25 protein-coding genes are annotated in these 25,235 nt (G+C 70.1%); 13 read left to right on the top strand and 12 right to left on the bottom strand.

Features of this window, described 5'->3' with window-relative positions:
- The 6 genes from RT282_RS02830 (at nucleotide 1) to RT282_RS02805 (ending at nucleotide 6,934) form a co-directional block, all read left to right on the top strand.
- Nucleotides 1-978: a threonine dehydratase gene (locus RT282_RS02830; RefSeq protein WP_313311647.1), complete on the top strand. Its 978-nt coding sequence runs from the start codon at nucleotides 1-3 to the stop codon at nucleotides 976-978.
- Between the two features lie 233 nt (nucleotides 979-1,211).
- On the top strand, nucleotides 1,212-2,312 hold the full coding sequence (locus RT282_RS02825) for a cyclase family protein (protein ID WP_313311645.1): 1,101 nt from the start codon (nucleotides 1,212-1,214) through the stop codon (nucleotides 2,310-2,312).
- Between the two features lie 72 nt (nucleotides 2,313-2,384).
- A complete protein-coding gene (locus tag RT282_RS02820) occupies nucleotides 2,385-3,629 on the top strand; it encodes an ABC transporter substrate-binding protein (RefSeq protein WP_313311644.1) in 1,245 nt (414 codons plus the stop codon).
- Nucleotides 3,626-4,747 carry an SDR family oxidoreductase gene (locus tag RT282_RS02815; protein ID WP_313311643.1) on the top strand — a complete coding sequence of 374 codons (1,122 nt, stop codon included), beginning with the start codon at nucleotides 3,626-3,628 and terminating at the stop codon, nucleotides 4,745-4,747. The genes RT282_RS02820 and RT282_RS02815 overlap by 4 nt, the downstream gene beginning before the upstream one ends.
- Nucleotides 4,744-5,865, top strand: a complete 1,122-nt coding sequence (locus tag RT282_RS02810; protein WP_313311642.1) for a muconate/chloromuconate family cycloisomerase — start codon at nucleotides 4,744-4,746, stop codon at nucleotides 5,863-5,865. The genes RT282_RS02815 and RT282_RS02810 overlap by 4 nt, the downstream gene beginning before the upstream one ends.
- A 70-nt stretch (nucleotides 5,866-5,935) precedes the next feature.
- Nucleotides 5,936-6,934: a tripartite tricarboxylate transporter substrate binding protein gene (locus RT282_RS02805; protein WP_312307277.1), complete on the top strand. Its 999-nt coding sequence runs from the start codon at nucleotides 5,936-5,938 to the stop codon at nucleotides 6,932-6,934.
- A gap of 34 nt (nucleotides 6,935-6,968) precedes the next feature.
- On the opposite strand, the gene RT282_RS02800 is transcribed toward RT282_RS02805, so the two are convergent.
- From RT282_RS02800 to RT282_RS02775, 6 genes are all read right to left on the bottom strand, one after another.
- Nucleotides 6,969-7,268 carry a DUF1010 domain-containing protein gene (locus tag RT282_RS02800; RefSeq protein WP_313311640.1) on the bottom strand — a complete coding sequence of 100 codons (300 nt, stop codon included), beginning with the start codon at nucleotides 7,266-7,268 and terminating at the stop codon, nucleotides 6,969-6,971.
- A 110-nt stretch (nucleotides 7,269-7,378) separates the two neighbouring features.
- Nucleotides 7,379-7,921, bottom strand: coding sequence for a hypothetical protein (locus tag RT282_RS02795; RefSeq protein ID WP_313311639.1), 543 nt, complete (start codon nucleotides 7,919-7,921; stop codon nucleotides 7,379-7,381).
- 427 nt (nucleotides 7,922-8,348) lie between these two features.
- Nucleotides 8,349-8,684: a hypothetical protein gene (locus RT282_RS02790; RefSeq protein ID WP_313311638.1), complete on the bottom strand. Its 336-nt coding sequence runs from the start codon at nucleotides 8,682-8,684 to the stop codon at nucleotides 8,349-8,351.
- Nucleotides 8,685-8,905: 221 nt separating this feature from the next.
- The gene (locus RT282_RS02785) at nucleotides 8,906-9,943 is read right to left on the bottom strand and encodes a phosphotransferase family protein (RefSeq protein WP_409519433.1); all 1,038 of its coding nucleotides are present in this window, start codon (nucleotides 9,941-9,943) and stop codon (nucleotides 8,906-8,908) included.
- A complete protein-coding gene (locus RT282_RS02780) occupies nucleotides 9,940-10,728 on the bottom strand; it encodes an SDR family NAD(P)-dependent oxidoreductase (protein WP_313311636.1) in 789 nt (262 codons plus the stop codon). Before RT282_RS02780 ends, RT282_RS02785 begins: the two co-directional genes overlap by 4 nt.
- The gene (locus RT282_RS02775) at nucleotides 10,725-11,927 is read right to left on the bottom strand and encodes an acyl-CoA dehydrogenase family protein (protein WP_313311635.1); all 1,203 of its coding nucleotides are present in this window, start codon (nucleotides 11,925-11,927) and stop codon (nucleotides 10,725-10,727) included. Before RT282_RS02775 ends, RT282_RS02780 begins: the two co-directional genes overlap by 4 nt.
- Nucleotides 11,928-12,062: 135 nt before the next feature.
- Between RT282_RS02775 and RT282_RS02770 the strand changes: the two genes are divergently transcribed.
- Nucleotides 12,063-12,773, top strand: coding sequence for a GntR family transcriptional regulator (locus RT282_RS02770; protein WP_313311633.1), 711 nt, complete (start codon nucleotides 12,063-12,065; stop codon nucleotides 12,771-12,773).
- Between the two features lie 136 nt (nucleotides 12,774-12,909).
- Here the strand turns inward: RT282_RS02770 and RT282_RS02765 are convergent, their stop codons facing one another.
- The 5 genes from RT282_RS02765 to RT282_RS02745 form a co-directional block, all read right to left on the bottom strand.
- Nucleotides 12,910-15,048, bottom strand: coding sequence for an acetate--CoA ligase family protein (locus tag RT282_RS02765; RefSeq protein ID WP_313311631.1), 2,139 nt, complete (start codon nucleotides 15,046-15,048; stop codon nucleotides 12,910-12,912).
- A gap of 149 nt (nucleotides 15,049-15,197) precedes the next feature.
- Complete coding sequence (locus RT282_RS02760) at nucleotides 15,198-16,193, bottom strand: tripartite tricarboxylate transporter substrate binding protein (protein WP_312307177.1); 996 nt, start codon at nucleotides 16,191-16,193, stop codon at nucleotides 15,198-15,200.
- A 72-nt stretch (nucleotides 16,194-16,265) separates the two neighbouring features.
- Nucleotides 16,266-16,661: an OB-fold domain-containing protein gene (locus RT282_RS02755; RefSeq protein ID WP_313311630.1), complete on the bottom strand. Its 396-nt coding sequence runs from the start codon at nucleotides 16,659-16,661 to the stop codon at nucleotides 16,266-16,268.
- A complete protein-coding gene (locus tag RT282_RS02750) occupies nucleotides 16,658-17,827 on the bottom strand; it encodes a thiolase family protein (RefSeq protein WP_313311629.1) in 1,170 nt (389 codons plus the stop codon). The genes RT282_RS02755 and RT282_RS02750 overlap by 4 nt, the downstream gene beginning before the upstream one ends.
- Complete coding sequence (locus RT282_RS02745; RefSeq protein WP_313311627.1) at nucleotides 17,824-18,666, bottom strand: IclR family transcriptional regulator; 843 nt, start codon at nucleotides 18,664-18,666, stop codon at nucleotides 17,824-17,826. Before RT282_RS02745 ends, RT282_RS02750 begins: the two co-directional genes overlap by 4 nt.
- A 169-nt stretch (nucleotides 18,667-18,835) precedes the next feature.
- Between RT282_RS02745 and RT282_RS02740 the strand changes: the two genes are divergently transcribed.
- From RT282_RS02740 to RT282_RS02720, 5 genes are all read left to right on the top strand, one after another.
- Complete coding sequence (locus RT282_RS02740; protein ID WP_313311625.1) at nucleotides 18,836-19,507, top strand: histidine phosphatase family protein; 672 nt, start codon at nucleotides 18,836-18,838, stop codon at nucleotides 19,505-19,507.
- A gap of 65 nt (nucleotides 19,508-19,572) precedes the next feature.
- Nucleotides 19,573-21,381, top strand: a complete 1,809-nt coding sequence (locus tag RT282_RS02735) for a lysoplasmalogenase family protein (protein WP_313311624.1) — start codon at nucleotides 19,573-19,575, stop codon at nucleotides 21,379-21,381.
- Between the two features lie 332 nt (nucleotides 21,382-21,713).
- The gene (locus RT282_RS02730) at nucleotides 21,714-21,911 is read left to right on the top strand and encodes a hypothetical protein (RefSeq protein ID WP_313311623.1); all 198 of its coding nucleotides are present in this window, start codon (nucleotides 21,714-21,716) and stop codon (nucleotides 21,909-21,911) included.
- Between the two features lie 217 nt (nucleotides 21,912-22,128).
- Nucleotides 22,129-22,632 carry a hypothetical protein gene (locus RT282_RS02725; protein ID WP_313311622.1) on the top strand — a complete coding sequence of 168 codons (504 nt, stop codon included), beginning with the start codon at nucleotides 22,129-22,131 and terminating at the stop codon, nucleotides 22,630-22,632.
- Nucleotides 22,633-22,680: 48 nt separating this feature from the next.
- On the top strand, nucleotides 22,681-23,403 hold the full coding sequence (locus RT282_RS02720; protein WP_313311620.1) for an MgtC/SapB family protein: 723 nt from the start codon (nucleotides 22,681-22,683) through the stop codon (nucleotides 23,401-23,403).
- A 3-nt stretch (nucleotides 23,404-23,406) separates the two neighbouring features.
- Here RT282_RS02720 and ruvB read toward each other — a convergent pair whose 3' ends face one another.
- Nucleotides 23,407-24,486: a Holliday junction branch migration DNA helicase RuvB gene (gene ruvB / locus RT282_RS02715; RefSeq protein ID WP_313311619.1), complete on the bottom strand. Its 1,080-nt coding sequence runs from the start codon at nucleotides 24,484-24,486 to the stop codon at nucleotides 23,407-23,409.
- A 116-nt stretch (nucleotides 24,487-24,602) separates the two neighbouring features.
- Between ruvB and RT282_RS02710 the strand changes: the two genes are divergently transcribed.
- A complete protein-coding gene (locus RT282_RS02710; protein ID WP_312306228.1) occupies nucleotides 24,603-25,223 on the top strand; it encodes a DUF2760 domain-containing protein in 621 nt (206 codons plus the stop codon).
- Nucleotides 25,224-25,235 lie beyond the last annotated feature (12 nt).

The raw sequence follows: 25,235 nt of genomic DNA, 5'->3' as shown, positions 1-25,235 counted from the left end.
ATGACCGCCACCTGCCCGCCGCTGCCCACGCTGTCCGACATCGAGGACGCCGCACGCGCCGTCTACCAGCAGTTCCAGGCCACGCCCCAGTACCGCTGGGGCCAGCTGGGCCAGCGCCTGGGCACCGAGTGCTGGCTCAAGCACGAGAACCACAACCCCGTGGGCGCCTTCAAGATCCGCGGCGGGCTGACCTATTTCGCGCAGATGGCGCGCCGCGGCGAGCTGCCGCGCGAGGTCATCAGCGCCACGCGCGGCAACCACGGCCAGAGCATCGGCTGGGCCGCGCGCCAGCACGGCGTGGCCTGCACCATCGTCGTGCCGCATGGCAATTCGGTGGAGAAGAACGCCGCCATGCGCGCCCTGGGCGTGCAGCTCATCGAGCACGGGGGCGACTTCCAGGCCGCGCGCGAGCACGCCATCGCCCTGGCGGCGCAGCGCGGCGCCCACATGGTGCCCAGCTACCACCCCGACCTGGTGCGCGGCGTGGCCACCTACTGGTGGGAGCTGCTGCGCGCCGTGCCGCACCTGCAGGTCGCCTACGTGCCCATCGGCCTGGGCTCGGGCGCCTGTGCGGCCATCGCCGCCAAGCTCGCACTGGGTCACGGCGTGCGCATCGTCGGCGTGGTCAGCCGCCACGCGCCCACCTACGCCGAATCGCTGGCCGCCGGCCGCGTGGTCGAGGCGCCGGTGAGCACCGCGCTGGCCGACGGCATGGCGGTGCGCGTGGCCGACCCGCAGGCGCTGGCCGTGCTGCGGCAGCACCTGGACCACGTGGTGCAGGTCAGCGACGAGGAGGTGGCCGCCGCCATGCGCGCGCTATTCACCGACACGCACAACGTGGCCGAGGGCGCCGGCGCCGCCGCCCTGGCCGGCGCGCTGCAGGAGAAAGACCGCCTGGCCGGCCAGGCCGTGGGCCTGGCGCTGACGGGCGGCAATGTGGATGCCGGAGTGTTCGCCCGCACGCTCGCGGCCGGCTGACGCGGTGGCCATGGCGCGCAGGTTTCAACCAACGAAACGTCGCGCGCAATGCCGGCGGTCACCCGAACAGCCTTGCCCTCATGAAAGAGGCCCAGACCGGGGGAGAGCACGACCGGGTTAACCCGGAACGGAGTTTCGCACCGTAAAAACTTCATCGCGCGGTTTGACTCCAGCGCGCCCGGACCAACACCATTGCTCCCAGGCCGCCGCCAAGCGCGGCCGGGAGACATGCCATGCGATGGAGACAGCGCCCGCCGGGCTCTAACTGGGGCGATTTCGGACCGGACGACCAGCTGGGGCGGGCCAACCTGATCGGCCCCGAGCAGGTGCGCCGCGGCGCGCAGGAGGTGCGCGAAGGCCGCAGCTTCTGCCTGTCGCTGCCGCTGGACCTGCCCGGCGGCAACGCCCTCAACGCCCGGCGCCACCCGCCGCGCCTGTCGCCCACCCGGGCCGAAGGCAGGGCCGACGGCCGGCCCTACGTCAACTTCCCCCTCGGCCACGTCCACGCTGGCGCCACCGACGTGGTCAGCGACGACCAGGTGCTGCTGTCGCTGCAGTACTCCACGCAGTGGGATTCTCTGGCCCACGTGGGCTCGCTGTTCGACCCCGAGGGCGACGGGCGGCTGCGCACTGTCTACTACAACGGCTACCGGGGCCACGAGCACGTGCTGGGCCCGGTGGACCACGGACTGCCGCACAGCGATGCCGACGGCGCCCCCGGGCCGTACCGCCCGCTGTGCTGCGAGGGCCGCCCCGCAGACGCCAGCGTGGCGCGCGCGCTGGGGGTGGAGAACCTGGCCGTCAAGGGCATGCAGGGCCGGGGCGTGCTGGTGGACCTGGCCCGCGTCTACGGCACGCAGTTCCAGGACATCGGCTACGACCAGCTCATGCACGCCATGGAGCGCTGCGGCGCCGCCGTCGAGCCCGGCGACATGCTGCTGCTGCGCACCGGCTTCGCCGGCCTGGTGCTGTCGATGCAGGGCCAACCTGATCCCGAGCGCCTGCACCACAGCTGCGCGGCGCTGGACGGCGGCGACCCGCGGCTGCTGCAATGGATCACCGACAGCGGCATCGCCGCCCTGGTGGCGGACAACTACGCCGTGGAGCGCCACCCGTCCCGGCGCGTGCATGACGATGGCGCGCCCCACCCGCTGCTGCCGCTGCACGAGCACTGCCTCTTCAAGCTCGGCCTGCCGCTGGGCGAGCTGTGGTACCTGGACGAGCTGGCCGACGCCCTGCACGCCCTGGGCCGCACGCGCTTCCTGCTCACGGCGCCGCCGCTGCGCCTGCCCGGCGCCATCGGCTCGCCGGTCACGCCCATCGCCACTCTTTGAGCGCCACGACCTCCTATTCGCTTTTCTGTTCCTGCTGCTTTCCTTCACACAACCACACCCGGAGACACCACCATGCCCCGCCTCTTTTCCCTGCAGTTTCCGCTGCGCCAGTGCGCTCGCGCCGCGCTGAGCGCCGTCCTCGCCTTGGCCGGCGCCAGCGCCATGGCCCAGATCTCGGACGACGTCGTGCGCGTGGGCATCCTCAGCGATCTGAGCGGCCCCTTCGCCGACATCACCGGCCCGGGCAGCGTGGCGGCCATCCAGATGGCCATCGACGACTTCGGCGGCCAGGTGCTGGGCAAGAAGATCGAGCTGTTCACGGCCGACCACCAGAACAAGGCCGACATCGCCTCCAGCAAGGCGCGCGAATGGTTCGACACCGGAAAGGTCGACGCAATCATGGACGTGGCCGTCTCGGCGCCCGCGCTGGCGGTGCTCGAGGTCGCCAAGCAAAAGGACAAGGTGATCGTGTTCAACGGCCCGGGCATCGACCGCCTGACGGGCGACCTGTGCATGCCCAGCACCGTGCACTACGTGTACGACACCTATGCCCTCGCCAACGTGACGGCCAGTGCCATCACTGAGCGCGGCGGCAAGGACTGGTTTTTCATCACCGCCGACTATGCCTTCGGCCACAGCCTGCAGGAGCAGGCCGCCGCCGTGGTGACGGCGCACGGCGGCAAGGTACTGGGCGCCGCCCGCCACCCGATCGGCGCGACGGACTTCGCCTCGTTCCTGCTGAGCGCGCAGAGCAGCAAGGCCCAGGTCATCGGCATGGCCAACGCCGGCGGCGACACGGTCAACACCATCAAGGCCGCGCGCGAGTTCGGCCTGACCACGGGCAAGAACAAGCAGACCCTGGCCGGCCTGCTCATGTACATCAACGACGTGCACGCCATCGGCCTGCGCACCGCCGCCGGGCTGATGCTGACCGAGGCCTTCTACTGGGACATGAACGACGAGACCCGGGCCTGGTCCAAGCGCTACTTCGAGAAGATGAAGAAGATGCCCAACATGAGCCAGGCGGGCGCCTACTCGTCCACGATGCACTACCTGAAAGCCGTGCAGGCCGCCAAGACCGACGACACGGCCAAGGTCATGGCACAGATGAAGGCCACGCCCATCAACGACTTCTTCGCCAAGAACGGCCGCATCCGCGAGGACGGCCGCATGGTGCACGACATGTACCTGTTCCAGGTCAAGTCGCAGGCCGAGTCCAAGTACCCCTGGGACTACTACAAGCTCGTGGCCACCGTGCCGGGCGACAAGGCCTTCCTGCCGCTGTCGCAGTCCAAGTGCCCCATGGTGAAGAAATGACGAACACCGTACTCGTCGTGGGCGCCACCGGCGTCGTGGGCCAGGCCTGCCTGCGCCACTTCGCCGCCCTGCCCGGCTGGCGCGCCGTGGGCGTGGCGCGCCGCGCCATCGCCCTGCCCGCAGGCGCCACCGCGCTGCAGCTGGACCTGCAGGACGCCGCCGCCTGCCAGGCTGCGCTGGGCGCGCGGGAGGACATCACCCATGTGGTCTATGCCGCTGTGTACGAGCAGCCCGGGGGCCTCGTGGGCGGTTGGCGCGACCAGGAGCAGATGCGCATCAACCTGCAAATGCTGCGCAACGTGGTCGAGCCGCTGGACCGCCCGGGTGGTGCGCTGCGCCATGTGACCATCATGCAGGGCGGCAAGGCCTACGGCGTGCACATCCACCCGCAGATCGCCGTGCCCGCGCGCGAGCGCTGGCCGCGCGACGCCCACGAGAACTTCTACTGGCTACAGGAGGACTTTCTGCGCGAGCGCCAGGCCCGCTCGGGCAATGCCTGGCACTTCACCATCCTGCGTCCGCGCATCGTGTTCGGCGACGCGGCGGGCAGCAACATGAACCCCATCCCGGCCATCGGCGTGTACGCCTGGCTGCGGCACGAGCAGGGCCTGCCCCTGTCCTACCCCGGCGGCCCGCCGCGGGTGAACCAGGCCATCGACGCCGACCTGATCGCCCAGGCCTGCGCCTGGGCGGCCGAGTCGCCGAACGCACGCAACGAGACCTTTAACCTGGAAAACGGCGACGTGTTCGTCTGGCAGAACGTCTGGCCGGCCATCGCCGACGCGCTCGGCATGCCCGTGGGCGAGCCCGAACCGCAGTCGCTGGCCGAAGCGCTGGCCGGCCAGCAGCCGGCCTGGGAGCGCCTGGTGGATAAGTACCGGCTGGCCGCGCCGCGCGACCTCGCGGCCTTCATCGGCCAGGGCGCGGTGTACGCCGACTTCCAGATGAACCACGGCAAGGCCGGACCGCTACCGCCCGTGATCATGAGCTCGGTGAAGATCCGCCAGGCGGGCTTTCACGCCTGCATGGACACCGAGGACATGTTCCGCAAATGGTTTGGCCTGCTGCAGGCGCGCCGAATGCTGCCCACGGCGCAGCAGGCTCGGGACCAGGCATGAAGATCGAGCGCATCACCAGCACCATCGTCGACCTGCGCCTGCAGCGCACGCACCGGCTGGCCATGGCCACCATGGCCCGGCACACGCTGGTTGTGGTGCAGGTGCACACGGACGATGGCCCTACCGGTCTGGGCGAGATGTCGGTGATCGCCGGCTACGACGCCATGGCCGCTGGCGCCGCCAAGGCCGTCATCGACGAGGTGCTGGCGCCCGTGCTGCTGGGCCAGGATCCGCGCCGGCTGTGGCATGCCATCGGCCTCATGGACCGCGCCATCAAGGGCAACCTGCCCTGCAAGGCCGCCCTGGAGATGGCCTGCGTGGACATCACCGCGCGCGCCCTGGGCGTATCCGCCGCCGCGCTCTTCGGCGGCGCGGTACGCGACCGGCTGGAGATGGTGTGGGTGCTGGCCAGCGGCGACCTGGAGCAGGAGGTGCAGGAGGCGCGCGAAAAGCTGGACCAGCGCACGCACCGGCATTTCCTGGTCAAGATCGGCACCGGCGATCCTCGTGCCAACGTCGAGCGCGCCGTCGCCCTGCGCGAGGCGCTGCCCGAAGCCGCCACCGTGCGCGTGGACGTGAACCAGGCCTGGGACGAGGCCACCGCGCGCTGGGCCATCCCTGCGCTGCACGCGGGCGGCATCGCCGTGGTCGAGCAGCCGGTGCACGCCTCGGCCATCGACGCCATGCGACGTCTGGCGCAGTGCAGCCTCCTCACGGTGATGGCCGACGAGGCCGTGGCCACCTCCCAGGAGGCCATGGCCTACGCCGGCACGCACGCCTGCGATGCGCTGTCGATCAAGGTGTCCAAGCACGGGGGGCTGCTGCGCACGCAGCAGATTGCCCACATGGCGGCCGCGGGCGGCTTGGCCCTGTTCGGCGGCACGATGATCGAGGGCGCCATCGGCACGTCGGCGTGCGCCCAGCTGTATTCCACGCTGCCGGACCTGCAGTGGGGCTGCCAGCTCTTCGGCCCGCAGCTGATGGTGGACGACGTGGCCACCAGCGGCCTGCGCTACGAGGACTTCACCCTGCGCGTGCCCCACGGCCCGGGCTTCGGTGCGACGCTGGACCCGGACAGGCTTGCCTACCACCAGCGGCGCGCCCACGCCGGGCCCTGAGCACCCTGCGCCGTCGCCCCGGCGGCGCCCCACCACGCTCCATACCCCCACCACCCCAGGAGACACCGCCATGCGTTTGCACTTCAAGGACTCACCCAGCCGCCGCACCGCCCTCGCGCGCCTGCTGGCTCCCGCCGCCCTGGCACTGCTGCCGGCGCTGGCTTCGGCGCAGAGCTACCCGGACAAGCCCATCCGCATCATCGTGCCGTTCGCCGCCGGCACCGCCACGGACACCGTCACCCGGCTCGCCGCCCAGCAAGTCTCGGACGCGTTGAAACAGCCCGTGCTGGTGGACAACCGCCCCGGCGCCAACGGCGCCATAGGCGCCAGCGCTGTGGCCAAGGCGCCGGCGGACGGCTACACGCTGCTGGTTACCACCAACACCACCCAGGCCGCCAATGTGAGCCTGCTCAAGAGCCTGCCGTATGACCCGCAGAAGGATTTCGCACCCGTCTCGCTGATCGGCAAGGGCACCTTCGTACTGGTCACGCGCCCCGAAGCACCGTACGCCAGCCTGGCGGAGTTCGTTGCCTACGCCAGGGCCAACCCGGGCAAGGTGAGCTACGCTAGCTCCAACAGCTCGGGCATCGTCTCAGGCGCCACGCTGGCGCTCAAGGCGCAACTCGACCTGATCCACGTGCCCTACAAGAGCGGCCCGGCCGCGATCACCGAGACCCTGGGCGGGCAGGTGTCGGCACTGTTCATCGACATCCAGTCCGCCCTGCCGCAACTGCGCAGCGGCAAGCTGACGGCGCTGGCCGTCACCACCGCGCAACCGCACCCGCTGCTGCCCGGCGTGGCCAGCCTGGCCAGCGCGCCCGGCATGGCGGGCTTTGACCTGTCGTATTGGATCGGTGTCTATGCACCCGCCGGCACACCGCCCGCCGTGCTGCGGGTGTTGAACCAGCAGTTCACACAATTCACCCGGTCCAAGGAAGTCGTGGACCGCTTTGCCGATGTGGGCTTCATGATCGAGGGCAGCTCGGGCGCGGCGCTGGAGCAGTTCACGCGCAGCGAGACCGGCAAGTGGCGCGATCTGATCGCGGCAGCGGGGATCGAGGCCCAGTGAGTACGCGCCAGCGCAACAGCGCCCCTGGCGGCGTTCAGCGCGCGCACCGGTAGTGCAGGGCCACTGCGCCGCAGCGCAGCGGCGCGGCCTGACGGGCGAGGTAAGCCGACCGCCGTAGGCGGGTCAGCTTGAACGCAGAGTTAGATGCGAAGGCCAAAAGGGAGCGCCCAGGCTTAGGGACGGACGCAGCCCACGGAAAAGTGCTGGCCCACCGAAGCGGCGCGGCGCTGCAAGAATGATAGCTGGGGGCGCTTGCTACACATGTGCTGGAGGCCAAAAAGGCTTGAAAAGCCCTTGGACAATGCAGAGCGCCGGAACAAGTGGCTGCGCGCATAAAGCGGGCGATGGGACTAACGCAGAGTTCAGCGGCAGGCGGACAGCGTAGCTGGCCGACTGTCCGCAGGGCCGGGTGTTAGACGTGATTTTCGAGGCAATTATTTGCTCCTAAGAATCAATATCTCTGGGAGGGTATGGAACAGGAAGATGAATGAGAACTCCCAGGAGCCTAGTCGCCGCCTCGGTGAATTTGGCGTAGTCCAACCGACCACCAATTTTTGTTCCCACACAAGAGCTTGCGTCTGCCTTATATTCTGGTGTTTCTACATGCCACCTTGATTTGTTACGACCATTTCCTTGGAAGTATTCAACGATGTGTTCGCGCATATTGCGCAAATCCTTTATATCTCGCCCAGGAAATGAGTCGATTTCAGCAAAATCAATTTCCTTGCAAAGGCCAAGGTCTTGGACCCAGCGGCGATGTTCAAGAAGCTTGTTTACGGCAACCACAAAATAAAGATGCTCACAGCGAAGGGTATCCATAAGCGCTACATGATCTAAATCGCAATTGTGTACTAGATCATGAAACATATTTGTGGTGTCAACTATTCGCTTTGATTGATGAATGACGCCTCTAGTCCACTGAACTAAGCCGCAAAATGCCATAAAGCGCTCATCATCTTTCGACATGATCGGAACGGTCTTATTCATTTTGTACCCTATTTGCGTTCAATCGTTGTGATAGACGTCTAACTAGATTTAGACGACTGCAGGCCTACCACATTCGTCGCATAACAACATTGCTCATATCTAAGCACGCTTGAACGTCATAACGCCTCCGTTTAGCCAACCCAAAAAATGTCGGATGCCCACACGGACGTGAAGTTGTAACTTCATGCTACAGCATCGCCTCACATTCACGAACCGTTCCCCGGCTCAAGCGAGTCGCAACGGATTGGACTTAACAACTACTGCCTCAACACGCCACCGCACCACCGTCACATTCGTCCTGTCACCGGCGCGGCGGTTTTGATGAAGCTGGTATGCGCATAGCCCAGCCGGTCGGTCAGGTTGGTGCTTCAGGTGCACCCGCCAGGGCGTGCTCCCTGCCCAGCGGTGCGGTAGGCCAGGCCCAGGTTCAACATGCCATGGCCCGGCGTGGCGGCCTCGAACCCGGCCACGCGGTTCTGGCGGGGGTTCCGCACCCATGGGACCTGGCTTCCCAGGCGTGCCAGGTGGCGTCCAGGCGCAGGCCGGCACGCGCGGCGGGGATGCGGGGCAGCAGCTGGCCGCCGCCGGCGAGCCACGCGCTCGACGTCGCCAAACAGGGGATGCTCTTATGGCGGTCCAGGCGCTGGCGCACCGGCCTTCGGCAGTTGAAGGTGGCGCCGATCTCGCGGTACTGCAGCAGTTGCAGGCTGTCGAACGTGCGGCCGTAGGTCTGGTTGCGGGGAAAGCGATCCGCCGAGAGCATGTCTACAGGTGTTCACGTTGCCTGGGTCTTGACACGCCATGTCGGCGTTGCTGCGCTCTTTACTGGCTGGACGGGGGGCGTCTCCACCCGAAGTCACGGATGAACGAACGGGCGCGCCCGCTTTGGAGCGGGGTTGGACTACCGCGCATTGGTGACCAGCCGGCAGCCCGCGCAAAAGGAGCTCATCAGCCGCCAGCGCTGCCAGCGGCCGAGCCCCCCTCTCACCCAGCGCTATGCCGCCCCGCCCACTCCCACGCCAGCTGCGCCAGCGGGCCGGCCTTGCGCCCCGTCTCCACCGCGTCCGCCGATGCGGCGCTGCCGTCGGCCGCGCGCTGGGCAATGCCGTACAGGATGGCGGCCATGCGGAACAGGTTGTAGGCCATGTAGAAGGCCCAGTGGCCCTGCACCTCGCGGCCCGTGGCGGCCTGGTAGTCGGCCAGGTACTGCGCCTCGCCGGGGATGCCCAGCGCCGCCAGATCCAGCCCGCCGATGCCGCGCCACAGCGCGGGCGGCACGTTCCAGGCCATGCAGTGGTAGGACAGGTCGGCCAGCGGGTGGCCCAGGGTGGACAGCTCCCAGTCCAGCACGCCGATGACGCGCGGCTCGCTGGGGTGGAACACCAGGTTGTCCAGGCGGTAGTCGCCGTGCACCAGCGTGGTCTCGTCGCCCGGTGGCAGGTGCGCGGGCAGCCACTCCATCAGGCGGTGCATGGTGTCGTCGACGGGCACCGTCAGCGCGCGGCACTGGCGCGACCAGCGGTCGATCTGGCGCTGCACGTACTGGCCGGTGCGGCCGTAGTCGCCCAGGCCCACGGAGGCGTAGTCCACGCCGTGCAGCGCGGCGATGACGCGGCCCATCTCGCGATACAGATCGCCGCGCTCGGCCGGCTGCAGCCCCGGCAGGGCCGGGTCCATGAACACGCGGCCCTGCAGGAACTCCATCACGTAGAACGGCGTGCCCAGCAGGCTGTCGTCCTCGCAGTAGGCCAGCATGCGCGGCACGGGCACATCGGTGCCCTGCAGCGCCCGCATGACGCGGTACTCGCGGTCGATGGCATGGGCGGATGCGGCGATCGGCCCCGAGGGCTTCTTGCGCAGCACGTAGCTGCGCCCGCCCGCTGTGACGCGGAACGTGGGGTTGGACTGCCCGCCCGACAGCGGCGTGGCCTGCACCGTGTCCGCGCCGCCGGCCAGGCCCTGCGCGCGCAGGTAGTCGCCGAGCGGCCCGAGGGCCAGGGGGGTCGTGGCCGCGGCGCTCACAGCGAACTCACCAGGTGTGCGCCGTCCACCGCCACCGTGGCGCCGGACATGGCCGCGCCCGCGTCCGAGGCCAGCAGCAGCAGCGGCCCGTCCAGGTCGGTAAGCTCCCCAAAGCGCCGGCTCGGGATGCGGCTGCGCAGCTTGTCGCCCGCCTCGCTGGTCAGGAAGTCGCGGTTCAGGTCGGTCACCACGTAGCCGGGCAGCAGCGCGTTCACACGGATGCGGTGGCGCGCCAGCTCCAGGGCCATGGCCTTGGTGGCCTGCACCACGCCGGCCTTGGAGATGGCGTACGGCGCCACGCCGCCGGCCACCCGCTCGCCCAGGATGGAGGCCACGTTCACGATGCTGCCGCCCTGGCCCGCCGCCACCATGCGCCGCGCCGCCTCGGTGGCCACCAGCCAGCAGCCCTTGAGGTTGGTGTCCATCACGTGGTCGAAGTCTTCCTCGCTCTGCTCCAGCAGCGCCCGCGTGACGGTGACGCCGGCGTTGTTCACCACCACGTCGGGCGCGCCCCAGTCGGCCGCCAGCGCGTCGAAGCACGCGCGCACGCTGGCGGCGTCGGTCACGTCCAGCGACAGCGCGCGCGCCTCGCCGCCCGCCTCAGCGATGGTGTCCACCACGCCCTGCAGCTTGTCGGCGCGGCGCGCGGCCACCGCCACGCGCGCACCGGCGCCCGCCAGCAGGTGCGCGAAATGCGTGCCCAGGCCGCTGGACCCGCCGGTCACCAGCACCCGCTGGCCCTGCAGGCTGAACCGGTCCATGACACTGCTACGCACGCCCGTCATGCTGCACTTCCTTCGCGCAGCAGCGCGGCCTCGGCCTTCTCGGCCTGGTGGACCAGCTTCCTCGCCATGCTCCAGCGGTGCACCTCGCTGGGGCCGTCGTAGATGCGGAAGGCCCGCATGTCGGTGAAGATGCGCATCACGGCCGACTCGGCCGTCACGCCGCGCCCGCCCAGGATCTGCACGCTGCGGTCCACCACACGCCACTCGGCCTCCGAGCACACGACCTTGGCGCGGCTCGACTCGAAGTTGCACTTCTCGCCCTGGTCCAGCAGCCAGGCCGTGTGCCAGATGTGCAGGCGGGCGGTGTGCAGGTCCATGTCGTTGTCGGCCAGCATGAAGCCCACGCCCTCGTGCTCGGCCAGTGGGCGGCCGAAGGCGTGGCGCTTGCGGGCATAGGCCAGCGCCTCGTCGTGTGCGCGCCGGGCCTGGCCCAGCCAGCGCATGCAGTGCGTCAGGCGCGCCGGCGCCAGGCGCACCTGGGCGTAGCGAAAGCCCTTGCCGATCTCGCCCAGCACGTCGGTGGCGGGCACGCGCAGGTTGTCAAAGCGCAGCACGCCATGGCCGCCCGTGAAGCAGGCGTCCATGGCGTCCATGCTGCGCTCCAGCACGATGCCCGGGCGGTCCATGTCGGACAGGAACATGGTGGCCGAGCCGTCCTCCATGCGCGCCATGATGATGGCGTAGTCGGCCCCTTCGGCGCCGGTGATGAACCACTTCAGGCCGTTGATGACGTAGTCGTCACCGTCGCGCACGGCGGTGGTCGCCAGCATGGACGGGTCGGCGCCGGCGCCCGGCGCGGGCTCGGTCATGGCAAAGCACGAACGCGTCTGGCCCGCCACCTGCGGGCGCAGCCAGCGCTCCTTCTGCGCCGGCGTGGCCACCTCTTCCATCAGGTGGATGTTGCCTTCGTCGGGGGCGTGGATGTTCAGCGCCGTGGGGCCGAGCCAGGAATAGCCCGCCTCCTCGAACACCGCGGCCTTGGCCACGTGGCTCAGGCCCAGGCCGCCCATCTCGATCGAGGCGTGGGGCGTGAGCAGGCCGGCAGCCTTGGCGCGTGCCACCAGTTCGCGGCGCAGCGCTTCGCTGGGCCCGTGCGAGGACTGGCGCTCGTCGTTTTCAAGCGGGATGACCTGCTCGGCGATGAACTGGCGCGTCTTGTCGCACAGCTGCTGGATCTCGGGGGACAACTGGAAGTCCATGGGCTCTCCTGGGTCGGCATGCAGGCAGTCGAATCACTGCTCCACGAGATTGTAGGACAATTTATCCGGCAATATTGTTCTTCACTTCGTCGGCAAGGGCCATTCGTCCCACGGCCGGAACCTATAATTTTTACGATGCCTCCTTCCACCGAACCTCCGCGCGCCAGCCCCGCGGCCGCCGCCAGCGACACCCCGAGCGCGTCGGACGCGATCTTCTACGGCGTGCTCAACGGCCTGGAGGCCCAGCGCTTCGTGCCGGGTCAGCGCCTGGTCGAGGTCGACCTGGCCCAGCAGTTCGGCGTGGGCCGCAACTCGGTGCGCGAGGCGCTGCAGCGCCTGGCCGCCGACGGCATCGTGGACACCTTCCGCCACCGCGGCGTGGCAATCAAGTCGCTGTCGGTGCAGCAGACCCGGGATGTGCTGGACGTGGCCGAGCGCATGACCGGGCTGCTGGCGCGCTCCGCCGCACGCGGCATCGGCCAGGAAGGCCGGCCGGCGGACGCCATCGCCGCGGCCCTGGAGCAACTGCGCACGGCCGAGCAGGAACAGGACGACGAGGCCTTCGGCCGCGCCCGGCGCACCTTCTACCGCGCGCTGCTGGAGGCCAGCGGCAGCCTGGAGCTCAGGCGCCTGTTCCCCTCCATCCAGATGCCCATCGTCTACGCACAGCACCGCTTCGCCTCGCTGCAGAAGCTGCGCCTGCGCGACTACCGGCAGATCGGCGCCGCGGTCATGGACGGCGACCAGGACGCCGCCGACGCCGCGGGCATGCAGCATGTGCGCAACGTGCGTGAGGAGATCCTGCGCAAGATCGGCGGCGACGCGGCAGGCGGCGCGGCGGCCTGAGCGGGCGTCGTGGCCCGCCTGCGCGTTTTAAGCCATTTTGGCCTGCAGCCCTTGCTGGAAAAGCGCTGACAGCTATTTAATTCGTAGCAAAACCCGGGCGGGACAGGCGCCGCAACGGCGCCTGCCCGCACAGCGCTCACGCCGTGGCCGCCTCCGCGGGTACCACGGCGGGTGCGCCGGCGGCCGGAGCCTCGCCGCACTCCACCAGCGCATCCACCACCACTGCGCCTTCGCCGGCCGCGCCCACCATCACCGGGTTCAGGTCCACCGAGGCGATGGCGCCGCGCGCGCCGGCGATGACCCGGCCCACGGCCACGGCGATGTCGGCCAGCGCCGCCACGTCCAGCGGCGGGTCACCGCGCACGCCATCCAGCAGCGGTGCGATGCGCAGCGTGCGCAGGGCCTGCAGCACCTCGTCCTGGCTGAAGGGCGGCAGCAGCACGGCCACGTCCTTGAGCGCCTCGACGTTCTTGCCGCCGTCGCCCACCACCACCACCGGGCCGAAGACCGGGTCGACGCGCGCGCCGACCATGAACTCGTGCCGGCCCTTGCGCGTGGCGGCCACGATCACGCCGTCGCGCGCCACGCGCATCTCGGTCATCTTGGCGTCAAAGCGCTCGTACAGCTCGCCCGCCTGCTCGGCGCTGGCCACGCCCAGGGCCACCAGGCCATGCTCGCTCTTGTGCGGCACCTCGGCCGAGCAGGCCTTGACCACCGCCGGCGCGCCGCCGATGGCATCAAACGCGTTGCACGCCTCCTGCGCCGTGCGGCACAGCACCATCGGCACCGTCGGCACGCCGTGGCGCGCCAGCAGGGCCAGGCTGTCGGACTCGTTGAGAAAGCCCTGTGCGCCGGCAGGCAGCCGCACCTCGGGCAGCGCACCCCAGGCAGTGCGCGGGCGGCGCAGCAACTCCGTATGGCTCGCGACCTGGGCCAGCACGCTCAGCGCCTCGCCCTCGTTGGGGAAGGTGGCGATGCCTTGGGCGCGGAAGGGCTCGGCCACGCTCTCCTGCCAGGCAGCGACGGCCACCGGCTTACCCGTGGCGGTTTCAAACGCGGCCGCATCGCGGGCGAAGGCCTGCACGTCGTAGCCGGCGCCGGCCACGGGGATGTTGATGAAGAACAGGTCGGCCGCCGGATCCTGCGCCACGGCGGGCAGCACCTTGCCGAACAGGCCGCTGTCGCTCAGCAGCGCGGCGGTGATGTCGATGGGGTTGCTGGCGGTGGCAAAGCCCGGCAGCTGCGCCGCGACATTGCGCTGGGTCTCGGGGGCCAGCTCGGCCAGGGGCAGGCCCTCGTCGTCGGCCGCGTCGGCGCCCATCACGCAGCTGGCGCCGGAGTTGCTGATGACCACCAGGCGCCGGCCCTCGGGGCGCCAGCCCTTCAGGTAGGCCTGCGCCGCGCGCGCCTGCTCGTGCGGGTCGCGCACGCGCCAGATGCCGTGGTGGCGGAAGAACGCGTCCACCGTGCGGTCCTCGTTGGCCAGCGAGCCGGTGTGCGAGGACGCGGCCTTCTGCCCGCCCGCCGAGCGCCCGGCCTTGATGGCGATGATGGGCAGGTCGCGCTCGCGCGCATGGGCGGCGGCGGCGGCCAGCGCCTCGGGGTTGGCGATGCTCTCCAGGTACAGCAGCAGCAGCTTCACGTCGGGGTCGTGCGCCACGGCCAGGGCCAGCTCGCCCACCGTCACGTCGGCCTCGTTGCCGGTGGCATGCACGTGGCGAACGCCCAGCCCGCGCCCGCGCAGCAGGCCGTAGGCCATGGCGCTCATGCCGCCGCTCTGGCTGACGATGCCGATAGGACCGTCCTGTGGCGGCACCTCGATGAACATGGTGGAAAAGCCGGCGATGGCGCCGGTGCCGAAGTTGGCCAGGCCCTGGGTGTTGGGCCCGTACAGGCGCATGCCGGCGGCGCGCGCCTTGGCGACCATGTGGCGCTGCAGCTCCAGGCCCTCGGGCCCCGTCTCACCGAAGCCCGAGGCGATGACCACAGCCGACTTCACGCCGCGCGCCGCGCACTCCTCGACGGCAGCGACCGTCTTGTCGCCGCCCACCACCACCAGCGCCAGGTCCGGCACCTCGGGCAGCGCGGCGAGCGAGGCGTAGCTCGTGTGCCCCTGGATCTCGGCGCGCGAGGGGTTGATCGGGTAGATGGCGCCTTTAAAGCCATGGCGCTGCATGTAGTAGATCGGACGCCCGCCGATCTTGTGGATGTTGTCCGAGGCGCCAATGATGGCGACCGATCGGGGGTTGAGGGCGGAAGTGAGCAGGTCGTGCATGGCAGTTATAGGTATTTCAGTTGTCCAGAGACATTGGTGCGCAACCCGTGAAACCGGCGCCACCCGGGCGAGGGCCGCCGTGCAAGGGCCGCCCCGCCGCACGGGCGGCGTCCCCCTTGCAGGGGGAAGGCGCGCAGCGCCCCAGGGGGTCAGTCAATCTTCGCGCCCGAGGTCTTCACCACCTTGGCCCACTTGTCCACCTCGGCCTGCAGGAAGCGGCCGTAGTCGGCGGGCGAACTCCACGCGGCCGAGAAGCCCTGGGCCTCGAAGCGCTGGCGCAGGTCGGCGCTCTCCAGCGCAGTCTTGAGCTCGGCGTTCAGCTTGGCGATCACCTCCTTGGGCGTGCCGGCCGGGGCCAGCAAGCCGTTCCAGGCGATGGCCTCGTAGCCGGGCAGGCCGGACTCGGCCACCGTGGGCAGCTCGGGTGCCACCGGCGAGCGCTGGGCGCTGGTCACGCCCAGGGCCTTGAGCTTGCCCCCCTTCACGTGCGGCATGGACGAGAGCATGGTGTCGAACATCAGGTCGATCTGCCCACCCATCACGTCGGTCAGGGCCGGAGCGCTGCCCTTGTACGGCACGTGCGCCATCTTCACGCCGGCCATTGCGTTGAACAGCTCGGCCGACAGGTGCGTGGACTGGCCATTGCCCGACGAGCCGTAGTTCAGCCCGCCGCTCTTGCTCTTGGCCAGGGCGATCAGCTCGGCCACGTTGTTCGCAGGCAGCGCCGGGTTGGCCACGATCACCAGCGGCCCGGCGGTCAGCTGCGAGACCGGGGCGAAATCCTTGGTCAGCGAATAGTTGAGCTTGGGGAACAGCGACGGGTTGATGGCGTGGGCCGTGGTGGCCACCACCAGGGTGTAGCCGTCGGGCTCGCTGCGCGCCACGGCCTCGGCCCCCAGGTTGGCGCCCGCGCCGGGCTTGTTGTCGATCACGAACGGCTGGCCCAGGCGCTCCTGGAGCTTTTGCGCCACGGCGCGCGCCACGATGTCCGTGGGGCCGCCCGGCGGGTAGGGCACGACCAGCTTGACCGGCTTGTTCGGGTACGCCTGGGCCCACGCAGCGGGCGCGGCGGCAGCGGCGCACAGCGCGGCGCAGGCCAGGCCAACCCAGCGGCGGCGGGAAGAAAGGGAAGTAGTGATCGTCATGGTGTTTGTCTCCTGGAGTGGTAATAGAAAGAGGACGGCGATCGGAAGGAAAACAGATGGCTTGCGGGGTGTTCAGTCCACAGGCTCGAAGCGAATCAGCACAACGCCCTGGTGCTCGAAGAAGCCGGCGCGCACGCGCGCGCCGATGCGCACGCCGGGCGTCGCATGCCCCATCAGGCGCGGCCCCTCGTCCAGCTGCACGATGGCCAGCGTGTATGGCGCCAGCGCCCGGAACCCGTCGGACGGCGCGCGCGCCACCTCGGTGACGGCGTGCACGCTGCCCGTGCCGGCCGCGTCGCGCCAGTGCAGCGTGCCGCGCGCGCCGCAGTGCTGGCAGGCATAGCGCGCCAGCGTCTGCGCACGGCCGCAGGCGCTGCAGTGCTGGTAGCGCAGCACGCCCTGGCGCAGGCCGTCGGTGAAGGGCGCGGCCAGCGCTCGCGCCACGTCGGGGGTGTCGGGGGCGCTCATGGCCGGTCCTCGTGCGAAAGAATCAGGCTCACGTGCGACGACATCACGCCGCCGTCCGCATGGATGAAGGCGTGGCGCGGCCGGCGCAGCTGCCGGTCACCGGCCTGGCCAGTCATCTGGCGCCAGGCCTCCACCACGTGGGCCATGCCGCCGGCCACGCCGCAGTGGCCGAACGACAGCAGGCCGCCGTGGGTGTTGAGCGGCAGCGCGCCCGTGCGGGCGAAGTCGCCCGCCCGCAGCCGCTGCGCCGCGCCGCCGCGCGAGGCGAAGCCGATCTCCTCGAGCAGCATCACCAGGGTGATGGTGAAGGAGTCGTAGATGCCCAGATAGTCCATGTCGCCCGCCGACAGGCCGGCCTCGGCGAAGGCCTGCTGCGCGGCCTCGGCGGCGCCGCACTGCAGCACGTCCTCCATGGCCGTCAGGTGCTGGTGCCGGTGCGCCTGGCCCGCACCCGCCATGGCCACCGCGCCCTGGTCGGCCGGCTCGGCCGAGACGACCAGGGCCATGGCGCCGTCCGAGATCGGGCAGCAGTCCAGCAGCGACAGCGGCCGGGCGATGGGTTTGGAGTCCAGCACCTCCTGCACCGTGATGGGCGTGCGCAAGTGGGCCCCCGGGTGCTGCGCCGCGTGAGCGCGCATGAGCACGGCGAACTCGGCCAGGTCCGCCGAGGTGACGCCCGTGCGGTGCATGTACTGCGAGGCCATGAGCGCGTAGTACGCCGGCACGCTGGCGCCGTTGGGCACCTCGAAATCGGCATCGCCCACCTGGGCCAGCGTCTGGATGGAGCTGTCGCGCGACTGGCCGGTCAGGCGGTTCTCGCCGCCCAGCACCAGCACGTTGCGGCAGCGGCCCGAACGCACCAGCTCGCGCGCCGCCATCAGCATGGCCGCGCCCGAGGCGCCGCCCAGCTGCAGGCCGTGCGCATAGTGCGGGCGCAGCGCCAGGCGCTCGCACACCAGCGTGGACAGCATCAGGTGCGGCAGTGTGGTGGCGTAGCCGCACAGCACGCCGTCGATCTCGTGGCGCGCCAGGCCGCTGGCGTCGATGGCCTGGGCGGCCGCCAGGTCCATCAGGTCCAGGGCACCGCAACCCTCGTGCCGCCCGAAGGGCGTGCCGCCAGCGCCGCGCAGGTAGGCCGGCTGCAAGGAGGTGTTTGCTGCATTCATGGGTTGGCTTTCCGGTGGGCGGGCGCCACGAGGCGGTCGGCCCGGGTAGCCTCGGCCCAGCGGACCTGGCACACCGTGGCCTCGCGCAGCAGCGCCTGGGCGAGCGCGGCTTCGCGCCCGAGGATGCGTTCGTTCAGCGCGGCGATGCTCAGCGCCGCCACGGGCCTGCCCTGCGGGTCGAGGATGGCCGCGGCGATGCCGCCCATGCGCTCGACCACCACGTCCAGCAGCACGGCATAGCCGTGCTCGCGCGCCGCGGCGATGCGTTCGCGCAGCAATTCGATGGTGATGCGCGGATAGCGCTCGAGCTGGCCGGACAGGGTCTCCAGCGCTGCCTCGCGCTCGTCGTCGGGCATCCAGGCCAGCAGCGCCAGGCTGCCGGCGCCCACGCCCAGCGGGCGGCGGCTGCCCACCGTGAGGTAGTTGGCGCGGATGGGATAGGTCCCAACCTCGACGTCGATGCACAGCGACTCCACGCCGCTGGGAATGGACAGCACCACGCTGTCGTGGAAGGTGCCCATCAGCCGCATCACGCTGGGGCGGGCCAGCGGGCGCGGATCGAAGCGGCGCAGCGCCGCGGCGCCCAGTACCGCCAGCTCCGGCCCCAGCGTGTAGCGCTTGCTCTGCGCGTCGCGGGTCACAAAGCCGCCCTGCACCATCACCTCCAGCAGGCGCAAGGCGGTGGCCTTGTCCAGGTCGGCGGCGACGGCGATGTCGGTCAGCCGCACGCTGCTGCCCTCGGACATGACGCGCAGCACGCGCATGGCGCGCTCCACGGACGAGGTGCCGCCGCCGCGCACGGGGGTGACGACCGATTTGAGCGATGAAGAGTGGGTCACAGAAATTTCTTTCAGCGAAACTTTGAATTCCAGCTTTCAGCCTATGGATCGGTGCAAACGCTGTCAAAGCAAATCCCAGAAGTTTCATACAAAGAAACTTTTTTGCACCCACTGCCATTCGTCTCCACGGCGACAAGACGAGTGCGACCCGCCCCGCACAATCGCCCGCATGGGAACCCTCTACCTCGTGCGCCACGGCCAGGCTTCGTTTGGCGCCGATGACTACGACCAACTCAGCGAGCGCGGCCAGCAACAGGCCGTGCGCCTGGGCGCCTACTGGCGCGAGCGCGGCCTGCAGTTCGACGCCGTGCTGTGCGGCACGCTGCGCCGGCATGTGCAGACGTTGGCCGGCATCGCCGAAGGGCTGGGCGGTGCGCCCGAAGCGCTGTCGCTGCCCCAGCTCAACGAATACGACAGCCTGGCGCTGATCCGCGCCGTGCACCCCTCGCCGCTGCCAGCGCCTGCCACACCCGAGCTGTACCGGCAGTACTTCCGGCTGCTGTGCGACGCGCTGGCGCAATGGATGGGCGGCACGCTGAGCCCCGAGGGCATGCCCAGCTGGGAACAGTTTCGCGGCGGCGTGCGCGATGCGCTGGAGCAGGTGCGCCAGCGCCACGCCGGGCACAACGTGCTGCTGGTGTCCAGCGGCGGACCCATCTCCACCGCCGTGGGCGAGGTGCTGTCCACCCCGGCAGAGGTGACGATCGCGCTGAACATGCGCCTGCGCAACAGCGCGGTGACCGAATTCAGCATCGCGCCGAAGCGGCTGATGATGCAGACCTTCAACAGCCTGACGCACTTGGACGGCCCGCAGTACGACGGCTGGATCACGCACGCCTAGAGGGCCCGCCGGCTCAGGGTTGCCCTGCCTGTGCGCGGGCGCTGCGCCTGCCGACAATGGCCCGCATGTCCGCAGGCCAGATCATCGTCCTCGTCACCCCCTTGTTCTTCGCGCTGATGGCGCTGGAGTGGGCCGTCGGCCGCCGCCGCGGACGGCAACCCCTGGCGCTGGCCGACGCCATTGGCAGCCTGAACCTGGGCCTGCTCAGCCAGACCAGCGCCGTCTTTACCGCGCTGCTGCGCATCGGCCTGTACACGCTGGCCTGGCAGCACCTGGCGCTGTGGCGCAATGACGCCTTCTGGACCACCTGGTACGGCTGGCTGCTGGCGCTGCTCTTCTACGACTTCTGCTACTACTGGCTGCACCGCATGGGCCACGAGGTGGGCGTGCTGTGGGCGGCGCACGCCGTGCACCACCAGAGCCAGCACTACAACCTGTCCACCGCGCTGCGCCAGACCAGCTCGGGCGCGCTGCTGGGCTGGCTGTTCTATCTGCCCATGGCGCTGGCCGGCGTGCCGCCGCTGGTCTTCGTGGTGGTCGGCCTCATCGACCTGCTCTACCAGTTCTGGGTGCACACCGAGCAGGTGGGCCGTCTGGGCTGGTTCGACCGGTGGTTCTGCAGCCCCAGCAACCACCGCGTGCACCACGCCGTCAACGACGACTACCTGGACAAGAATTACGGCGGCATCCTCATCGTCTGGGACCGCCTGTTCGGCACCTTCAAGGACGAGGATCCGCAGCAGCCCTGCGTCTACGGCACGCGCGGGCTGCTGAACAGCTGGGATCCGCTGTGGGCCAACGTCCAGGTCTACGCCGGCCTGGCGCAAGACAGCTGGCGCACGCGCAGCCTGGCCGACAAGCTGCGCGTGTGGCTCAAGCCGCCAGGCTGGCGTCCACAGGACGTGGCGCGCAGCCACCCCAAGCCGGCCTTCGACATCAACGACATGCCCCTGTTCTCCCCGCCCATGGGCCGGGCGCTGCGCGTGTTCGCCGTGCTGCAGTTCGCCGCCCTGGTGGCCGGCGCGGCGGCCTTCCTGTGGACGGCCGAAGGCCTGCCCTGGCAGCAGGCGGCGCTGTGGTTCGGCGTGCTGGTGGCCTGCCAGTGGGCGCTGGGCGCGGCCACGCAGGGACGCATCGGCATGGCGCAGGCGCTGATGATCCAGGCCGGCGCCCTGGCCACCGCCACCGCTGCGCTGGAGCTGCGCGAATGGCATCTGCTGTTCAAGCCGCTGGCCCTCATTTTTGCTATCACAAGCGTAGCTGCCAGCGCTTGTCAGCAAAGGGCTGTAGGCACTTTTGACCATCAAAGCACCAGCACCCGCCTGCTGCTGTGCGCGCTGGCCGGCTCGCTGGCGGGCGACGTGCTGCTGATGCTGCCCGGCCGGTTCCTGCCCGGGCTGGTGGCCTTTTTGCTGGCCCACCTGGCCTACCTGGCGCTGTTCCGCCAGGGCGTGCCTTGGGCCTGGCACGGCGCGCGCGTCGCGCTGCTGGCCGTGCTGGCCTTCGGCGCGGGCATGTATGCCTTTCTGGTGCAGGGCGGGCTGCCGGCCGGGCTGCGCCTGCCGGTGGCGGCCTACGTCCTGGCCATCGCCCTGATGGCCGCCCAGGCCCTGGCGCGCCACGCCCGGCTGCGCGGCCAAGTGCCGGGCACGCTGGCCGTGGCCGTGGGCGCCGCGCTGTTCATGCTGAGCGACACGCTGCTGGCCATCAACCGCTTCGTGCAGCCCCTGCCCTGGTCGCAGGTATGGGTGCTGTCCACCTACTTCGCGGCGCAGGCGCTGATCGTGGCGGGCATGCTGCGCGGCCTGGCGGCGGCACCCGTCGCCACGCCCGAGCCGGCCCCTGCCAAACCTGCCATGGGCTTGACAACCTGACGTATTTTTGCAACAATACGCGCTTCGTCGTTTTCGGAGTCCCCACGTGGACAGTGCCAGTTCAACCAGCGAATCACCGCGCGCCGCAACGGCAGCGCCGCTGGCCGACTGACCGGATTACCTGCCCGCAGCAGGGGGCCGGCCGGCCCGCTTGCTGCCCCGCAGGGTTCGACGCAACCCTTTTCTGATCAATGCCTCGCCAGCCCGCCATCCGGGCCGGCTGTGCATTGGCCCTCGCCGTGGTTCGCCACGCGTCGGTGCCGCAAGGCCCGGGCGCGGTGTTGATGCGTACCGCTACGTGGCTGCCTCCCGTGCCCGCACAGGAGATCGCCATGCCTCTTTTCTGGTCCCACCACCTGCCGCGCCGCGCCCTGCCCTGCCCGCCCCGTGCAGAGGCCGAGCGCCATCCGCAGCCGGCCCCGCCGCTGGCGCAGATCCTGGAACTGGACGCGCGCACCGACTGGCCCACGCACCGCATCCGCAGCTTTCTCGGCATGCAGGACGCACCGGGCCGCCCGAGCGGCCGCTGACACAGCGGCTGCTCCACCCCGCGCAGTCGCGCCGCCGTGTCTTTGGACTCTGGCGGCGCGCGCTGCCTTCGCCGCATGGCCCAAGCCGCCGGCTGACCTGCTTCGCATTGCGCGTGGCAGGCAGCCGGCCGGGCGTGCTTTTTTGTTTTGTTTTTTCGAACCCGCCGCGCGCCGGCCGGGCCCCGCCATTGGCGCGGGGCGCGAACCGTGCCCGCCCGTGTTCATCCACACCCCAAGGAACCCCGACTACATGCTGCACCCCACGGGACGGCGGCGCGCCACGCGCCTTCAACCCGAAGTCCTCAAGTACTCCCATGCCATCGCCCCCGCCGCCGGCAGCGGCACGCTGGAGCGCGCCCTGCTGGCCGCCCTGCGCCTGCGCCGCCCGCACGTTTTGGAGCGCCTGGCCGAGCAGGCCGGCGCCCGCGCCTTCGCCCGCGCCCTGGCGGCGTTGAGCACGCGCCAGATGGTGGACGCCCTGTCGCTGCTGCCCAGCACGCAGCGCGCGGCCGTCTGCGCGCAGCTGCCGCCCATGGCGCGGCGGCGCTGGCAGGCGCTGGCAGCGACCACGGAAAAGGACGAGCCGCAGCATCCCTCCATCACCACGCGCGGCCCGGCGCGCACCGCCGCACCCCCCGGCCTGCTGCCGCGTGGCCTGGCGCTGGCCTGGCCGTGGTGGCGCGGCCGGCAGGCCAACGGCGCCAGCGCGGCGGCGGCCTGAGCTACGCTCGCAGCCCCGTCCCTGCCACCCTCACCGGTCTTTCCATCCATGCAGGCCCTGCACAACATCGACCCCTCCGCCACGCTGAACACGCTGATCAGCCTGTTCTTCGCCTTCGTCTTCGGCAGCGTGATCGGGCTGGAGCGCCAGGTGCGCCAGCGCACCGCCGGCCTGCGCACCAACGCCCTGGTGGCTGTGGGCGCGGCGGTGTTTGTGGACCTGGCCATCCGCATGAACGGCGTGGACGGCTCCACGCGCGCCGTGGCCAACGTGATCACCGGCGTGGGCTTCCTGGGCGCGGGTGCCATCATGAAGGAGGGCGTCAACGTGACCGGGCTGAACACGGCGGCCACGCTGTGGGGCTCGGCCGCGGTGGGCGCCTGCGCCGGCGCCAGCTTCCTGGTCGAGGCGGCGCTGGCCACGCTGTTCGTGCTGGCCAGCAATACGCTGCTGCGCCCGGTGGTCAACCACATCAACCGCAGCCCCTTGAGCAGCGTCTCGTCCGAGGCCACCTACCACGTCTACGCCCTGTGCCGGCGCGACGACCAGTCCGAGGTGCGCGAGCACATGGTGCGCCTGCTGGAGGCGGCCCAGTACCCCGTGCGCGCGGTGCAGAAGAACCACTTCGGCGCCACCGACTCGGAGATCGAGGTCATCCTGTACGCCACCTCGGTCAACGCCGAGGAGCTGGACGGCGTGGTGCAGCGCATCGAGGAGCTGCCCAGCGTGCTGCAGGCCTACTGGAACGCCGGCACCACGCCGGCAGGCTGAGCGCTACGCGCCAAACAGCCCGCCCGCCGCGTTCGGCGGGGCCACGCCCAGGTGCCGGTAGGCGGCCAGCGTGGCGATGCGCCCGCGCGGCGTGCGCTGCAAGAAGCCCTGCTGGATCAGATAGGGCTCGATCACGTCCTCGATGGTGCCGCTCTCCTCGCCGATGCTGGCGGCGATGTTGTCCAGCCCCACCGGGCCGCCGTCGAAGCGGTGCACCACCGCCTCCAGCAGTTTTCTGTCCATCACGTCGAAGCCCTGCGGGTCCACGTCCAGCATGGTCAGGGCCAGCTTTGCAATGTCCAGCGTGATGCGCCCGTCGCCCTTGACGTCGGCGTAGTCGCGCACGCGGCGCAGCAGGCGGTTGGCGATGCGCGGCGTGCCGCGCGAGCGGCGGGCGATCTCGAAGGCGCCCTCGTCGTCGATGGGCGCATTGAGCAGCCCGGCCGAGCGGCGCACGATGCGCGAGAGCTCCTCAGGCGTGTAGAACTCCAGCCGCGCCACGATGCCGAAGCGGTCGCGCAGCGGGTTGGTGAGCATGCCGGCGCGCGTGGTGGCACCCACCAGGGTGAAGGGTTGCAGGTCCAGCTTGATGCTGCGCGCGGCCGGGCCCTCGCCGATCATGATGTCGATCTGGTAGTCCTCCAGCGCCGGGTAGAGGATTTCCTCGACCACGGGGCTCAGGCGGTGGATCTCGTCGATGAACAGGACGTCGTTCTTTTCCAGGTTGGTCAGCAGCGCCGCCAGGTCCTTGGGCTTTTCCAGCACCGGCCCGCTGGTCTGGCGCAGCTGCACGCCCAGCTCGGTGGCGATGATGTGGCTGAGCGTGGTCTTGCCCAGCCCCGGCGGGCCGAACAGCAGCACGTGGTCCAGCGCCTCGCCGCGCTTCGCTGCGGCCTTGATGAAGATCTCCAGCTGCTCGCGCGCCTTGGCCTGGCCGACGTATTCATCGAGCAGCTTCGGGCGCAGGGCGCGCTCCAGCGCCTCCTCCTGGGGCGAGCTGGTGGCGGCCGACACCACGCGGGCGGCAGGCCCCCCAGCGGGCCGCGGCGCGGCGGGGGCGAAGTCGTCTGTCTGTATGGTCATACAGTGGAAGATTGTGCGCGATAGTCCCCCGCAGCAGGCGGTTTAGGGGCGGTTGGGTAACATCTTTGCCCTTTTCGCGTGCCGATGGCGGCGCGCCGACACACCGGTTTTCCTGCATGACTGCTGCTTCCCAGCCCCCATCGTTTTTCAGCCGCATCGCCATTGCGATCGGCAGCTTCTTTGCCATCCTGGGCGACGCCCGCCTGGCCCAGGGCGTGCTGCGCCTGCGCGCCGGCGAGGCCTTGGCCGCCGACGCGCCGCCCACCGAAGTGCGCGTGGAAGTGCCCGTCGAGAAGATCGTCGAGACCCGCATCGAGGTGCCCGTGGAGCGCGTCGTTGAAAAGACGCTGGAGGTGCACGCCCCCACCGCCGCTCTGCAGCTGCTGGGCCTGCTGCAGCGCCAGGCGCGTTTTGTCGACTTCGTGCAGGAGGACGTGGCCGGCTATGCCGACGCCGAGATCGGCGCCGCCGCCCGCGTGGTGCACGAGGGCTGCCGCAAGGTGCTGGCCGAGCACTTCACGCTGGCACCCGTGCGCGCCGAGGCCGAGGGCAGCCGCGTGACGCTGCCCGCCGGCTTCGACGCCGCCGCCGTGCACGTCAGCGGCAACGTGGTCGGCCAGCCGCCCTTTGCCGGCACCCTGGCTCACCGCGGCTGGCAGGTGGAGGACGTGCGCCTGCCGCAGCTCACCGACCCGCAGGCCGCGCGCATCGTCGCCCAGGCGGAGGTGGAGCTGTGAACGCTATTAATT

It is taken from the genome of Pulveribacter sp., from assembly GCF_032079985.1.
GTDB lineage: Bacteria > Pseudomonadota > Gammaproteobacteria > Burkholderiales > Burkholderiaceae_C > Melaminivora.
The sequence above is the reverse complement of the archived record's forward strand: the minus strand, read 5'-3'. Positions and strand labels throughout refer to the sequence as shown.

Coding starts and splice junctions, on each gene's coding strand:
- RT282_RS02830 (WP_313311647.1), top strand. CDS start 1: ATGACCGCCACCTGCCCGCCGCTGCCCACGCTGTCCGACATCGAGGAC.
- RT282_RS02825 (WP_313311645.1), top strand. CDS start 1,212: ATGCGATGGAGACAGCGCCCGCCGGGCTCTAACTGGGGCGATTTCGGA.
- RT282_RS02820 (WP_313311644.1), top strand. CDS start 2,385: ATGCCCCGCCTCTTTTCCCTGCAGTTTCCGCTGCGCCAGTGCGCTCGC.
- RT282_RS02815 (WP_313311643.1), top strand. CDS start 3,626: ATGACGAACACCGTACTCGTCGTGGGCGCCACCGGCGTCGTGGGCCAG.
- RT282_RS02810 (WP_313311642.1), top strand. CDS start 4,744: ATGAAGATCGAGCGCATCACCAGCACCATCGTCGACCTGCGCCTGCAG.
- RT282_RS02805 (WP_312307277.1), top strand. CDS start 5,936: ATGCGTTTGCACTTCAAGGACTCACCCAGCCGCCGCACCGCCCTCGCG.
- RT282_RS02800 (WP_313311640.1), bottom strand. CDS start 7,268: ATGCGCGCAGCCACTTGTTCCGGCGCTCTGCATTGTCCAAGGGCTTTT.
- RT282_RS02795 (WP_313311639.1), bottom strand. CDS start 7,921: ATGAATAAGACCGTTCCGATCATGTCGAAAGATGATGAGCGCTTTATG.
- RT282_RS02790 (WP_313311638.1), bottom strand. CDS start 8,684: ATGCTCTCGGCGGATCGCTTTCCCCGCAACCAGACCTACGGCCGCACG.
- RT282_RS02780 (WP_313311636.1), bottom strand. CDS start 10,728: ATGACGGGCGTGCGTAGCAGTGTCATGGACCGGTTCAGCCTGCAGGGC.
- RT282_RS02775 (WP_313311635.1), bottom strand. CDS start 11,927: ATGGACTTCCAGTTGTCCCCCGAGATCCAGCAGCTGTGCGACAAGACG.
- RT282_RS02770 (WP_313311633.1), top strand. CDS start 12,063: ATGCCTCCTTCCACCGAACCTCCGCGCGCCAGCCCCGCGGCCGCCGCC.
- RT282_RS02765 (WP_313311631.1), bottom strand. CDS start 15,048: ATGCACGACCTGCTCACTTCCGCCCTCAACCCCCGATCGGTCGCCATC.
- RT282_RS02760 (WP_312307177.1), bottom strand. CDS start 16,193: ATGACGATCACTACTTCCCTTTCTTCCCGCCGCCGCTGGGTTGGCCTG.
- RT282_RS02755 (WP_313311630.1), bottom strand. CDS start 16,661: ATGAGCGCCCCCGACACCCCCGACGTGGCGCGAGCGCTGGCCGCGCCC.
- RT282_RS02750 (WP_313311629.1), bottom strand. CDS start 17,827: ATGAATGCAGCAAACACCTCCTTGCAGCCGGCCTACCTGCGCGGCGCT.
- RT282_RS02740 (WP_313311625.1), top strand. CDS start 18,836: ATGGGAACCCTCTACCTCGTGCGCCACGGCCAGGCTTCGTTTGGCGCC.
- RT282_RS02735 (WP_313311624.1), top strand. CDS start 19,573: ATGTCCGCAGGCCAGATCATCGTCCTCGTCACCCCCTTGTTCTTCGCG.
- RT282_RS02730 (WP_313311623.1), top strand. CDS start 21,714: ATGCCTCTTTTCTGGTCCCACCACCTGCCGCGCCGCGCCCTGCCCTGC.
- RT282_RS02720 (WP_313311620.1), top strand. CDS start 22,681: ATGCAGGCCCTGCACAACATCGACCCCTCCGCCACGCTGAACACGCTG.
- ruvB (WP_313311619.1), bottom strand. CDS start 24,486: ATGACCATACAGACAGACGACTTCGCCCCCGCCGCGCCGCGGCCCGCT.
- RT282_RS02710 (WP_312306228.1), top strand. CDS start 24,603: ATGACTGCTGCTTCCCAGCCCCCATCGTTTTTCAGCCGCATCGCCATT.